The organism is Mammaliicoccus sp. RAM2, from assembly GCF_045897195.1.
In the GTDB taxonomy this organism is placed as follows: Bacteria; Bacillota; Bacilli; order Staphylococcales; family Staphylococcaceae; genus Mammaliicoccus; species Mammaliicoccus sciuri.
This window is the reverse complement of the sequence record NZ_JBJNWI010000003.1, coordinates 1-13924: the sequence shown is the minus strand read 5'-3', so window position 1 is coordinate 13924 and position 13924 is coordinate 1. Positions and strand designations below refer to the sequence as shown.

The following is a 13924-nucleotide window of genomic DNA, read 5'->3' as shown; positions in this document are numbered from 1 at the left end:
TAAAGGGTGAGACATCAATAAATGTCTCACCCTTTATTTATTGCTTCTATTGTTTTTTAGCTAGCTTCTTTTGTTAATTTTTTTCTATTGCGATTAAGTTCTACATATTTACTGTAGCTATATATGATAATACCTGCCCAGATAAATATGAATGTAATAAATTGATCAACATCGAAATGTTCGTTTAACAAGAATATACCGATAAAGAACATGATAGTTGGACCGATATATTGTATAAAGCCTGTTAATGATAGTGGTATTCTTCTTGCTCCAGCACTAAATAAAATTAATGGAACAGCTGTAACAGCACCAGAAAGTAATAACCATCCGCTTGAACTGTTCATACCAAATGTAACGGTATTATGTTGTGATAAGTAGAAGATATAAATAAGTGCTGCTGGTAATGTTACGATACATTCTATCGTAATACTACTAAATGCATCAATATCTACAACTTTCTTGATTAACCCATAAAGCGCAAATGATGTTGCGAGTAATATTGAAACGAATGGAAATTCGCCAACTTGAAAAGTCATATAAATAACACCGACAAATGCTAATAGTATAGCTACCCATTGAGCTTTTGAGAATCGTTCTCCTAAGAAAATAAAAGCTAAGAAAATACTCATTAACGGATTGATGTAATAACCAAGACTTGCTTGTAGTACATGGTGATTATTAACAGCCCAGATAAATGTACCCCAGTTCACTGTAATAATATAACCAGCAATGATAATAGCGAATAGCATTTTCTTTTGTTTAAATAATTTAATCGTTGCTGCTTTGAACATTGGAAATTGTTTTGTAAATAATAGCAGTAATAACATGAATACTGCTGACCATATAATACGATGTGCCAAAATTTCGAATGGTCCAATTTCACTTACGAGGTTCCAATAAATTGGTAGGACACCCCAAATAATATATGCAAATATTGCATAAATAATACCTTTTTTAAATTCTGACATGATTTAGGACTCCCACTGTGATTGAATAACTTCTGCTTGATCGTGATAAATATTCGATGCAATATTAGCAAGTAATCTTGCAGTTCGATTATCTATATCGAATCTTGGTGATAGTTCAGCAATACTAATGCTTGAACTTTTGTTTGAGTTTGTAACTAATTGTAAAATTGTTTGAACAATTTGAGGTTGTAAGCCCATAATACAAGGTGCACTTACTGCAGGCGCATAACTTACATCTATCGAATCTGTACATAATGTAATGAGGATTTCGTCATATCCTTCAATAAATGAATTAATAGAAGTAATAGTCTCTATTGATAAATGGCTACGAAGCTCATCTTCACGAATGTATTGGACACCGTATTCATCAGCTCTTTCGAAGAGTGCTTTTGTATTACCATTTTTCTGAATGCCTAGCACGAAATAACCAACTTGATCGTCTTGATCTAAAATCTGTTTAAACATTGTGCCAGAAGATGGTTTCTCATCGTAATCTCTCATATCAAAATGTGCGTCTATATTGATGATGCCAATTTTTTTGTCTTTGTTGGCTTTTCTTACGCCTAAATAATGGCCATATAATACTTCATGACCACCACCGATAATAACTGTAAAGTCATTATGTAATAATATGTTTGAGATTTTATCTCCAAGTTCTGATTGCGCTTCTTCCATTTTATTTTTGTGGCAAATGATATCTCCGTAGTCAGTTAAATGTAAATACTCATTATGTATTGGTAAAGGACTTAAGGCTTTTCTAAAATGTTTAGGACCATCTACAGCACCTGGTCGACCATTATTTCTAGAAACACCTTCATCGCATTCAAAACCTATAAGTGCCATATTAACTTGATTTTCGAATTCTTTCTTTGGTGTAATGTCTTCTTTCTCAATATGAATTGAATCAACGATTTGATGAAATCTAAAAGCAGAACGCAATGTTGTACTATCTGTTCTACCTGTCCACTCATCCTTTTTAACATTTCTATACATATTTAATACCTCCTACATGTTACAATAGTTTTTACTAATGTTAGTTTATCATGTATGATATTCTTATGTTTTATTAAATGCTTAATTATTTTATAAGAAAGAAGTGTCTTTAATGAATAGTAAGAAAGAAAAAGCAAAAAGGCCGAGGAGTGATTCTATGAAATGGATTTATGGTCTCTTAACAGTTTGCTTATTATTTCTAGTAGCATGTGACAACCAAACTTCTAAGAATAATGAACATAATGATAACGAAAAATCATCTGAAACGACTACTACTGAAGAAAAAACAACTGCAGAATCGACAGGTGAAGATGTTAAAACTAAAGAAGAAAAATCAAAACCAAATAATAATAATAATCAGAACGAACAAAATGATAATAACAATCAACAATCTACAGATGAAATTCCAGTAGAAGAAAATGTAAATGGTGTTAAACCAAACAATCACAATGAAACTGAAACGTTTGATACAGAAGCTTATACAGTAGCTAGAAATTGTTTATTAAATCAAGGTAACTCTCAAGCGGAATGTGATAAAGCAGAAAATACAATAGAATTTACGAGAGCTTGGCAAAATTTATCACGTGATGGTTACTTATGTAATGATGATGGCTGTTCATTACCTAAAGAAAATGATCAAAATAATCAAGGTCATCATGATCAACAACACTCAAACACAAATGAAGATTCTAGTCAAGGATCAAATGAACAAAGTAATGAACCATACGAAGAGGATAATAATCAAACAGATCCTTCTCGAAACACGAACCAACAAGATGAGAATACAAATAGAGAAGGGCAAAGTCAAAATCGCGCTCAACAATCAAGCAACAATGAAACCACTCAAAGTGATTATCATCAAGAAACGCAATTAAATAAAGCAAGCTAAATAAAAAAACGTTCATCGTAATTGATGAACGTTTTTTTATTGTGAAATAAGGGGGTTATTTCAACAATGGTATAGGGTTATGTTTAATATGACTTACAACTATAGTTTAACAGGGATTAATAACAAATCAATACTTATGTGATTCTTTTCACAATTTTGTCATTTGAATTGTAATTATGTGAGGTATATCACTATAAAGTCACAAAGTGTTCGTATACTTGTTCGGTATTCTGTGGTAAAATAAAATAAAGTAATTGAAAAGAGGAAACATTAATATGACAGGAAAAACACATCTTTCATGCGGTATATTCATCGGGTCATCATTAAGTATTTATTATGGAGAAGATATTTTTACTTCATTTACGATTGTAAGTTTGTGTGGCGTAGCAAGTTTGGTCCCAGATATTTGTCATTTCAAAAGTAATCTAGGCAAGAAAATATTTCCTATTAGTTTTATTGTTAGATTAATTTTTGGACACCGAACGTTTACCCATTCATTATTATTTCTATTTTTAATATTTTGGGGATTGAGAAGCATATCCGCACCAGAACCATATTTAGTTTCGATTATATTAGGTATGTTATCGCATATTATTTTAGATATGTTAACACCAAGAGGCGTTAAACTATTTTATCCTTTAAATGTCTCAGTTAAATTACCCATTGTATTTAGAACAGGCGGTGTTATGGATTTAAGTCTATCATCTGCATTTACCATTATCACGGTCGTTTTATGGTGGAAAGATATTTATCGATTGTTTATATAAAAAAGAAGCTAAGACAAAAGGTAGTGTCTTAGCTTCCATTAAACATTATGTTATTTTCCGAATTTACCTTTTAAATCTTCGCCTTTATCTTTAGCGAAGTCTTTACCTTTTTCAGTATATTCGTCTTTATTCTCTTCTACATGATCTTTACCTTTTTCAACTGCTTTGTCTTTTGCATCGTTAAACTTATCTCCTAAACTCATAATAAAATCCTCCTTGGCCTATTATATATAGGGATATTTTGTGTTTAAAGCAACACATTATTATAAATACCCATTTAATTTTGAAATAATCATTTTAATTATAAATTTTTTATGATATTTTTAGACAAATCGTTCTAAAGTCGTATAATAAGAATGAGTCAAATTTTCGGAGGTATTATAATGCTAGATGAAACAAACCTGATAGAACATGGTCAAAATCACATTTTAGAATATACTAAAGTGATGAGCCAAAGTGAGAAAGAACAATTAGAATCTGATATTAATCAATTAGATTTAGATGAAATAGATAAACTATATCAAGATGTATACATAAATAGAAAGACAATAGATGTTGCAGATAATATAGAACAAGTTGAGTTTGAAGTTAAAGATCAACTTTCAGAAGAACAACTGAAATCTTACCGTTCACTTGGGATACAAGCGATTAAAGATGGTAAATTTGCGGTATTATTAATGGCTGGTGGGCAAGGTACAAGATTAGGTCATAAAGGACCAAAGGGTACGTTCTCGTTTAATGACAAAAGTTTATTCGAAAGACAAGCAGAACAATTAAAGCAATTAAAAGAAGAAATTGGTACACCTATTCATTGGTATATTATGACAAGTGACGTAAATCATAAAGATACGCTGTCATTTTTCTTAGAGAATAAATACTTTGATTACGATGAAAATTATATTCACTTCTTCAAGCAAGATCACATTGTATCTTTAACAACAGATGGTCAATTAATTTTAGATACAAATAAAAGAGTGATGCGTACACCTAATGGTAATGGTGGTGTATTCAAATCTCTAGAGAAAACAAAGTTACTTGCTGAAATGAAAGAAAATGGCGTGGAATACTTATTTTTAAACAACATTGATAACGCGCTCGTAAAAGTTCTGGATCCTGAATTTGTTGGATTTACAGTAAAGCATAATAGTGATGTAACAACTAAATCTATTAAAGCACATAGTGGTGAAAAAGTTGGTCGCCTTGTATCAATAGATGGTAAAAAACGTGTATTAGAGTATTCTGAGCTATCTGAAGATGATGTTGATAAATTAGAGAATGCTAATATAGGTATTCATGTATTTAAATTAGATTTCCTTATAGAAGCGGCTTCTAAACCATTGCCGTATCATTTAGCAGTTAAGAAGTTAAAACAATTAGATGAAGACTTCAGCGTTGTAGAAGAAGAGTCATTGAAATTCGAACTGTTTTATTTTGATATTTTCCAATATGCAGACACATTTGCTACACTACAAGTAGATAGAACGAAAGAATTTAGTCCTTTAAAGAATAAAGAAGGACAAGACAGTATTGAAACAGCTCAAAGAGATTTAGAGAACAATCAACTATTATAAAAAGAGGTATATGAATGGAACAAATCAACTATACAAAGTCTCATCCTAGAAAAAATGGGAAAGTTAAAGAAGCTTTCAAAGATATTATGCCACTTTCCTTTGGCGAAGAAGTCGGAAATGCAGTTTCACATGGTGTCCCTGCTTTCTTTCTGTTATTCTTCTTACCATACGCAGCAGTAGAAAGTTATATTAGTGATGGTGCACTTAAATCGACGAGTGTATCTATATATATTATCAGTATTATGCTGATGTTTTTATCATCTGCTGTTTATCACTCAATGTCATCTTCATCACCTCAGAAATACATTATGAGAATTATTGATCATAGTATGATTTATATCGCAATTTGTGGGACTTATACTCCTATTGCATTATCTTTAGTTGGCGGCTGGTTAGGTTGGCTTATTATGGCAGTCCAATGGGGGATTACAATTTGGGGAATTGTATATAAATCAACAGCTAAGAACGTTAATCATAAATTAAGTTTAGCGATGTATTTAATCATGGGTTGGATGGGTGTTCTCATGTTACCATCAGTTATCAATAAGACATCGTTAATATTTATGTTGTTTATTTTATTTGGTGGTCTTAGTTATACAGTAGGTGCTTGGTTCTATGCTCAAAAAGATAAAAAGTACTTCCATATGATTTGGCACTTCTTCATTTTGATTGCTTCAGTATTTCATTTTCTAGCAATTATGTACTTTATGTAGGAGGATAAGATGAACTATCGTTTGTATTATACGGTTCTTACAATTATTATTTTAATTCAAGGCTATTTCTTTTATTACTTTGTATTTAGTGGCGGTAAACAAAATGGTTTACAGTTTATGGGCATTGTTTCACTCATATTCGGTCTAATATTAATATATGCATTTGTATTACTGATTAAACACCAACGTAGAAATAATAAACAAACGTTTAATGAACATCTTAAAAAAGGTGAACAAAGACGATTGAAATAAGAATAGTGAGCGGGATATGTAATCTCTTTAGAATATTGAGATTTCTATCCCGCTCTTTTTGTTATTTTTTTGCAAAACGGGTAAATAGATAATATTAAATGTTATACGATATGAATAGGGGGAAATCATAATGTCAGAAAAAAGAGGTTTTGAAACATTCGATCGTGACAAGCTAAATATTAACGAAGAGATTCAGGGAGAAACAGTTGAAGATAGAAGTGGCCATAAAATTGACCAGACTGATGATCAGTTTCTCGATATGACCAAAGATGAAATTAAAGGTAAAAATCAAATTGAAAAGAAACTAGTAGAAGAACTTGATAATATTGTAGACCAAGGAGCAACATTGGAAAGACAAGAAGAAGTGACTAAGTTACACAGAGAATGGTTAACATATAGTTGGCCAAATTATACAGAAGAGAAACACATAGAAATCATAAATATGTATGATGCAGATGATAGATATAAAGCATATTTTGGTGAAGAAAGAACGGAAGCATTAGTTGCTGCCGTAAAGCATGTCATACAATAAAAATCAACTTTATAAAATTAAAATAGGAGACATCGATTTTATCGGTGTCTTTTTTACTATTAAATATGTAGAATTAGAATAAACTTGAATGTATAAAGGGGCTGAATCGAATGAAAAAGTTATATCAGAACGGAACAATATATACAATGGAAAAACCAGATGATACATATGCAGGTGTAATTGTAGACAATGGTATGATAGAAGCTGTTTTATCACAAAAAGATTTAAACCAACTTCAAACAACGGATTATGAAACAATCGATTTAAAAGGTGGAACGATGTTTCCTGGATTTGTTGAAACACATATTCATGTTATGGGGACTGGTGTTTGGTTATCATCAGTCATTTTAAATGGTGAGACCAATATTGAAAATGTAAAACAAAAAATTAGACAGAAAGCCCAAACATTACAACCAGGTGAATGGTTAGTTGCTGAAGGTTATGATGAAAATTTATTAAATGGCATTAGACTTAATAAATTTGATTTAGATGCGTTATGCAAAAATAATCCGGTTATTGTTAAAAGAGTATGTAGACATGCAGCAATCGTAAATTCAAAAGCATTAGAGATTTTAGATATGACAAATGATGTAGAAAATCCTGACGGTGGTTCATATGAAAAACAAGAAGGTGAACTGACTGGTTGGCTATATGATACAGCTATGGAACCATTTGAAGAATTAGCTTCAAATGAAGATGAACAGTCTCTTACTAAACATTTAAATAACGCGATTACATATTTATATCAATATGGTATAACAGGATCGCATACAGAAGATTTAGGATATTACGAAGATTATAAAGATGTCTTAAATGCTTATAAAACAGTTGTAGGACCAGGTGAAGATCAAAAGCCATTTAGAGTACGATTGTTACGCCACTTTAGTGTTTATGAACAAATGATGGAAGAACAGGCGACTTTTATTGATAAATGGATAGAACCTGATGCTATGAAATTTTATGCAGATGGTGCTTTTGGTGGCAGTACAGCATTGTTGAAAGAACCTTATTCTAATGATCCGACTGGAACAAATTATGGACTTGCGATATTTACTCAAGAAGAACTCGAAGAAAAAGTAAAAATCGCAAGAAAATATAATGGTGCGATAGCAGTTCATATGATTGGTGACAAAGCTTGTGAAATGGTATTGGATGCAATAGAAAAATATCCTGTGCAGAACGGACTCAGAGATAGATTAATTCATATTAGTACGTTAAATGAAGCGTTATTACAACGCGTTGCGAATTTACCAGTGATTTGTGATGTACAACCACAATTTATTACAAGTGATTTTCCATGGGTTCAAGATAAATTAGGCAAAGAGAGAGCTAGATATTTATATCCATTCAAGTCAATGTTAGACTTAGGTATTATAATAGGTGGCGGTTCAGATGCACCGATTGAAACTCCGAATCCGATGCTAGGTATTCATGCGGCAGTTAATAGACAAACGTACGGTGAAGAAGGTGCGTATTTCATAGAAGAAGCACTATCCGTATTTGATGCGTTACGGTTATATACAACGCTTGCGAGTGAGATTGGTCAAACAACTGACCGTACTGGAAAAATTAAAGTAGGATATGAAGCGGATTTCACTGTGTTAGATCAAAATCCATTTAAAGTTAACCGTCAAGATTTAGCACAAATTCAAGCTAAATTAACAATTGTTAACGGAAATATTGTATACGAAAGAGCGTGAATTATGACTAAGAACAAAGGAATTGTGTTGGCTTTAGTACTTATTATGTTTATGAGTGCTATAGAAACATCAATCGTATCTTTAGCGACACCAACAATGCAAAAAGACTTTAATATTGATACGGAAGTTGCATTAATCTTTACAGTATATTTAATAGCGGTTGTGTTTATGACACCAATAGTTGGTGAACTTGTAAAGAGAATTAATATTAAGTTAGTGGTGTTATTAGGGATATCTGTATTTATTATTGGAAGTATATTTTGTGGGTTAAGTGAAATGACACATAGTTTCCCGTTGCTTGTCATTTCTAGAATCATCCAAGGTTTAGGTGCAGGTGTCATGATGACTTTAGGTCAAGTTATACCTAAACTTGCTTTTCCAATTCCGAGAAGATATAAAGTGATGGGTATTGTTGGTAGTGTTTGGGGGATATCTAGTATTGTAGGACCACTGTTAGGTGGCGCAATATTAGAATCTTTAAACTGGAGCTTTCTATTTTATATCAACGTACCTATAGCTTTAGTTTCAATGTGGTTGGTTATTAAGTATTTTAATTTTGAACAAGAGAAAGTAGAGAAAACTAAATTAGATTATAAAGGGTTATTTATATTTTATGGCGTAGTCGCAAGCTTTTTACTAATCGTTGCAGAACATATACCTTTTATTGTACGTGTGATTTGCTTCATATTATTAGTTGGATTTGTCGTATTACTCTATAAAGTGGAGACACGTATGCGAAATCCATTTGTACCCGTTGAAGCATTTAATAGAAAAATCATTCTCGTGTTGTTTACAGATATGATTTATTCAACAATGTTAATGGGCTACACTATTTTTATGCCAATCTATTTACAAAATGAACAAGGCTTTACACCATTACAAAGTGGTTTAATCATTTTTCCAATGTCGGTAGGTTGGTTGTTTATCACGTTTGTACTTGGCAGATTAGATCAACTTAAATTGAAACTTATTTATATGTTAGCTTTCCTGGCAATGTTTGTTGGTAGCTTTGCTATTTTAACAGGCGTTGAATGGATTGTAATCATTCCATTTGCTGTTTTTGTAATGGGAGTATCTTTTGGTACAGTATATACAAAAGATGTTGTCGTTGTTCAAGAAGAAGCGCCACATCACCAACTAGGTTCTATGATGTCGATTTATACATTATTTAAGACGATTGGTAGTACAACAGGATCTTTAATCGTTTCTTCAATATATGTATTGAATATTTCATTTTTAAGTTATGGTGTTCAAAATATTATGTTGTATATTATGTTAGTAGTCATTATATTGACAATTATTTGGGCAACTATATTTAAAGAAAAGAGAAGAAAAAGTTTTTAAAGGTAAAACATATTTAGAGGGAGTCACAATGTATGAAAAGAAAAAATAAGCGTTTTGATATTTTTCATTTATTGTCCATATTGATTATAATAAGTATTTTCACATTGTCTGGTGCAATTTTTATTGTACTACTTTCTTTTGGTATGTTTGGATTAAGCAGAATTTTAATTTATTATGGCTTAGCGGAATTCAATTACAATAAAAGTATGATAGATAATTTGTTCTATTATGGTAGTTATATATTGTTTGGGTACTTTACACTTGTCGCTATAGAATTTTTATTAGATAGATTTAAAAATAGACTGAATGATAATCCGTATTTCAAGGGCATGACTTTTCATTTATTAACGATAACTGTTAGCACAATTATGTTTTATTTCACAGTACATATATATTATTCACAAATTAAAATTGAGTTTTGGGTGATATTAGTCATTATCACTGTTCTATATATATGTACTGAAATTTTCTATCCAGATAGCAAAAATTTAAACCGATGAAACATTTATTTTGATTTCCGAAATAAAATAGTGCATAATAGCAAAGGTATATTTGGAAGGAGTTGAAACCATGAATGTTCAGGACATTTCAAAAGGTAAAAGAAATTTAGTAGTAGCTGTTATGTTAGTAAGTGCCTTTGTGGCGATTTTAAACCAAACCTTATTAAATACAGCAATACCTGAAATCATGGTACATTTAAAAATCGATGCCAACCAAGGTCAATGGTTAATGACAGGATTTATGTTAGTCAACGGTGTTATGATACCGGCTACAGCATTTTTAATGGATAAATTTAATACAAGACCACTTTATTTAATGGCGATGTTATCATTTACAATCGGTACGTTAGTTGCCGCTTTATCGCCTAACTTCGGAATATTAATGTTAGCAAGAGTACTTCAAGCAATGGGTGCAGGTGTTATGATGCCTCTTATGCAATTTGTACTCTTTAATTTATTCCCTAAAGAGAAACGTGGTTTTGCGATGGGTATGGCAGGTCTCGTTATCTCATTCGCCCCAGCATTAGGTCCAACATTGTCTGGTTATCTCGTTGATAACTTTAGTTGGAGAAGTCCATTCTACACAATCATTCCATTCGCGGTTGTAGCATTAGCTTTTGGTGCGAAATACTTAACGAATATTTCTAAACCAAAAGATGTTCACTTAGATGTACCATCTATTATTCTATCTACAGTAGGCTTTGGATCTTTATTATATGGATTCAGTAGCGCAGGATCTCTAGGATTCACATCACCAATTGTTATCGTTACATTAATTGTTGGTATTGTAACGTTAGTAATCTTTGTATTTAGACAGTTAAAATTAGAAACCCCATTATTGAATATAAGAGTATTCAAGTATAAAACATTTGCACTAACAACAATCATTGGTGTGTTCTCAATGGTATCTTTAATAGGACCATCTTTATTAATGCCGATGTATATGCAAGATGCAAGAGGTTATTCAGCATTAATCTCTGGTTTACTATTGTTGCCAGGTGCAATCATTACAGGTGTTATGTCACTTGTGACAGGTCGTTTATTCGATAAATATGGTGCGAAATGGTTGGCAATCATAGGTTTTACAATCATTACAGTGACAACGTTCATGCTTGCATTTCTAAATGATAGTACGTCATTATTGTATTTAATAGTTGTTTATTCAATTAGAATGTTTGGTGTTTCTATGATTATGATGCCTGTTAATACTGCAGGATTAAATGCAATTCCAAACGAAGTGTTATCTCATGGTACAGCGATGATGAATACACTAAGAACAATCGCTGGTTCAATTGGTACAGGTATATTAGTAACAATTATGTCAATTGGTGCTAAGAATTTTGAACCTTCAAAAACACAATTAGAACATGCCAATGCTGGTAATACTGCGAAGATATTACAATCTGAAGCAATGATTCACGGTATCAATATTGCTTTCTTAGTATTGACTGTTATTGTATTTTTCGGAGTTGTCTTATCTATATTTATTAAATCAGAAAATAAACATCGCAACACAAGAATACCTAATCATTCAAAATAAGTAGATTTAAAGGCTGAGATTATGATCTCAGCCTTTTTTTGAACAATAAACTACCTGTATGTTTAAATTTTTTGTTACACTTAATATAATGATAAGTAGATAATTATTTTAGAAGGGGAGTCGTAGATTTTGTTATCAGTAGAACAGGTTAAAGAACTTGTGGGAGCGTTACATGATCCGATTGTAGATGTACCACTTAAAGAAACAGGCGGCATAGTTGAAGTTAGCATTAAAGAAGAAAAAGAACATGTGAGCGTTAAAGTTGCCATAGCTAAACTAGGTGGGCAACCACAACTTGATTTACAAATGGAAATTGTAGATCTCTTAAAAGAGAATGGTGCGAAAACTGTTGGGATAAGATTTGACGAATTATCTGATGATGCATTAGAAAAATTCAAAGGTGTAATGGAAGAACAAACTATAGAAGGATTATTATCTAAAGATAATCCAGTAGAATTTATTGCGATTGCTTCAGGTAAGGGCGGTGTTGGTAAATCAACAGTAGCTGTTAACTTAGCTGTATCTCTTGCAAGAGAAGGTAAGAAAGTAGGACTTGTTGATGCTGATATTTATGGATTTAGTGTTCCAGATATGATGGGCATACAAGAAAAGCCAGAAGTCGAGGGCGAACAAATTATTCCTGTTGAGCGTGAAGGAGTTAAAGTTATTTCTATGGCATTTTTCGTCGAAGAAAATGCGCCTGTCATTTGGAGAGGTCCAATGCTAGGAAAAATGATCACAAGTTTCTTTACAGAAGTTAAATGGGGAGAATTAGATTACTTAATACTTGATCTACCACCAGGTACTGGTGATGTAGCTTTAGATGTACATACAATGTTACCTTCAAGCAAAGAAATTATTGTAACGACACCTCATCCTACTGCAGCATTTGTTGCGGCAAGAGCTGGTGCAATGGCTAAACATACAGAACATTCTATTTTAGGTGTAATCGAAAATATGTCTTACTTCCAAAGTAAAGAAACAGGAAATAAAGAATATGTATTCGGTAAAGGCGGCGGTGCAAAATTAGCACAAGAACTTCAAACGACGTTATTAGGTGAACTTCCATTAAGCCAACCTGAGTGGGATGAAAATAACTTTTCACCTTCAATCTATAAAGAACATGAAGATTTAGGTAAAGTTTATAGTCAAATTGCTAAGAATATCATTAATATAACAGAGGAAGATTAGTGCGGAGGTAAGCAAGTGACTTTAAAATATTTAATTCAATTTTACAGAAATACACTTTTAATAGGTGTAGTTGTGACATATATTGCGTCACTTATCTTTGGATATGATAAAGTAACGAAATATTTATTTGCTGGAGAAATAGGTGAGTTTATAGCAGCTTCAATATGGTTCTTAGTTGTAGGACTACTTGTAGCAACTATAAGTCAGCTTGCATATTTCATCTATTTATTCATTAATCAATTAGGCATAGGTATCTTTGGAAAGATATGGCCACATGTACAAATCGTTGTAACTGTATTTGCTATATTTGATTTAGTGTATTTTAGATTTTTAAGATTTGGTGGAACAGATCAAATCATATCATTTATATGGCTACCAATAGTTGTTGTTATTTTTGCAATCATCACAAGTAATATAAAAAACAAACAATCTAAAAAGAATTTATGGATTCCATCTATGTTTTTTATGGTTGTTATGACAACTGTAGAACTTATACCATTTTTAAGAGTGGAAGATACAAGTTGGATTTATCTTACAATCTTTGGATTATTATTATGTAATGCTTATCAATTAATTACATTACCTAAATATAATGCGTTGTCTCTTGAAGAGAGAAAAGCAAAGAAATCAAAGTTAAATAATGACAGTAAATCATTGAAGAAATGATAAAAAGCACAAGATTAAATTCTATTTACACCTTAATCTTGTGCTTTTTAATTTTTTGTTAAAAAAGATGCTAAATAGTGTTGACTTTTAAAACCTCGCTTGATATTATATAAAAGTCGCTGAAAACGACAGCACAACAACGAAAAAAGTTATCAAAACTTTTTCTTGAAAGTGTAAAATTGACTCTTGTTAATACGAAATAAATGTTATATATTTATAAACGTGTTAAAAATAAGTTAACAAAATTAGTTGAAAACAAACATTGTTTTTAGTACAATATTGTTTAGACGCAAATTAG

The 13924-nt window shown here is 31.5% G+C and carries 15 protein-coding genes; 12 read left to right on the top strand and 3 right to left on the bottom strand.

The features are described 5' to 3' along the window. Positions 1–56 precede the first annotated feature (56 nt). Together rarD and hutG are read right to left on the bottom strand one after the other, a co-directional pair. The gene (rarD, locus tag ACJTHF_RS05220; protein ID WP_078355139.1) at positions 57–968 is read right to left on the bottom strand and encodes an EamA family transporter RarD; all 912 of its coding nucleotides are present in this window, start codon (positions 966–968) and stop codon (positions 57–59) included. A 3-nt stretch (positions 969–971) separates the two neighbouring features. After that, a complete protein-coding gene (gene hutG, locus ACJTHF_RS05215) occupies positions 972–1961 on the bottom strand; it encodes a formimidoylglutamase (protein ID WP_058591257.1) in 990 nt (329 codons plus the stop codon). A gap of 157 nt (positions 1962–2118) precedes the next feature. Between hutG and ACJTHF_RS05210 the strand changes: the two genes are divergently transcribed. Together ACJTHF_RS05210 and ACJTHF_RS05205 are read left to right on the top strand one after the other, a co-directional pair. Next, a complete protein-coding gene (locus tag ACJTHF_RS05210; protein ID WP_058591256.1) occupies positions 2119–2850 on the top strand; it encodes a hypothetical protein in 732 nt (243 codons plus the stop codon). A 275-nt stretch (positions 2851–3125) separates the two neighbouring features. Next, a complete protein-coding gene (locus ACJTHF_RS05205) occupies positions 3126–3617 on the top strand; it encodes a metal-dependent hydrolase (RefSeq protein ID WP_048540088.1) in 492 nt (163 codons plus the stop codon). Positions 3618–3667: 50 nt separating this feature from the next. Here the strand turns inward: ACJTHF_RS05205 and ACJTHF_RS05200 are convergent, their stop codons facing one another. Then, positions 3668–3820, bottom strand: a complete 153-nt coding sequence (locus ACJTHF_RS05200; protein ID WP_167388692.1) for a hypothetical protein — start codon at positions 3818–3820, stop codon at positions 3668–3670. Between the two features lie 180 nt (positions 3821–4000). Between ACJTHF_RS05200 and ACJTHF_RS05195 the strand changes: the two genes are divergently transcribed. From ACJTHF_RS05195 to ACJTHF_RS05150, 10 genes are all read left to right on the top strand, one after another. Beyond that, the gene (locus ACJTHF_RS05195) at positions 4001–5188 is read left to right on the top strand and encodes a UTP--glucose-1-phosphate uridylyltransferase (RefSeq protein ID WP_119469683.1); all 1188 of its coding nucleotides are present in this window, start codon (positions 4001–4003) and stop codon (positions 5186–5188) included. Positions 5189–5202: 14 nt separating this feature from the next. Further along, on the top strand, positions 5203–5901 hold the full coding sequence (gene trhA, locus ACJTHF_RS05190) for a PAQR family membrane homeostasis protein TrhA (protein ID WP_048540092.1): 699 nt from the start codon (positions 5203–5205) through the stop codon (positions 5899–5901). Positions 5902–5910: 9 nt separating this feature from the next. Beyond that, positions 5911–6153, top strand: a complete 243-nt coding sequence (locus ACJTHF_RS05185) for a hypothetical protein (protein ID WP_048540094.1) — start codon at positions 5911–5913, stop codon at positions 6151–6153. Between the two features lie 130 nt (positions 6154–6283). Then, positions 6284–6685 (top strand): TipAS antibiotic-recognition domain-containing protein, encoded by a 402-nt coding sequence (locus tag ACJTHF_RS05180; protein WP_119469684.1) that lies wholly within the window; start codon positions 6284–6286, stop codon positions 6683–6685. A gap of 110 nt (positions 6686–6795) precedes the next feature. After that, entirely contained in the window at positions 6796–8385 is a 1590-nt protein-coding gene (locus ACJTHF_RS05175) for an amidohydrolase (protein ID WP_119469685.1), read from the top strand. 3 nt (positions 8386–8388) lie between these two features. Then, positions 8389–9729, top strand: coding sequence for a multidrug efflux MFS transporter SdrM (gene sdrM / locus ACJTHF_RS05170; protein WP_058591252.1), 1341 nt, complete (start codon positions 8389–8391; stop codon positions 9727–9729). Between the two features lie 32 nt (positions 9730–9761). Then, the gene (locus ACJTHF_RS05165; RefSeq protein ID WP_048540101.1) at positions 9762–10229 is read left to right on the top strand and encodes a SepA family multidrug efflux transporter; all 468 of its coding nucleotides are present in this window, start codon (positions 9762–9764) and stop codon (positions 10227–10229) included. Between the two features lie 70 nt (positions 10230–10299). Then, positions 10300–11769 (top strand): MDR family MFS transporter, encoded by a 1470-nt coding sequence (locus tag ACJTHF_RS05160; protein ID WP_048540103.1) that lies wholly within the window; start codon positions 10300–10302, stop codon positions 11767–11769. Between the two features lie 129 nt (positions 11770–11898). After that, complete coding sequence (locus tag ACJTHF_RS05155) at positions 11899–12960, top strand: Mrp/NBP35 family ATP-binding protein (protein ID WP_049321026.1); 1062 nt, start codon at positions 11899–11901, stop codon at positions 12958–12960. A gap of 15 nt (positions 12961–12975) precedes the next feature. Next, on the top strand, positions 12976–13626 hold the full coding sequence (locus ACJTHF_RS05150) for a KinB-signaling pathway activation protein (protein ID WP_048540107.1): 651 nt from the start codon (positions 12976–12978) through the stop codon (positions 13624–13626). Positions 13627–13924: the final 298 nt, after the last annotated feature.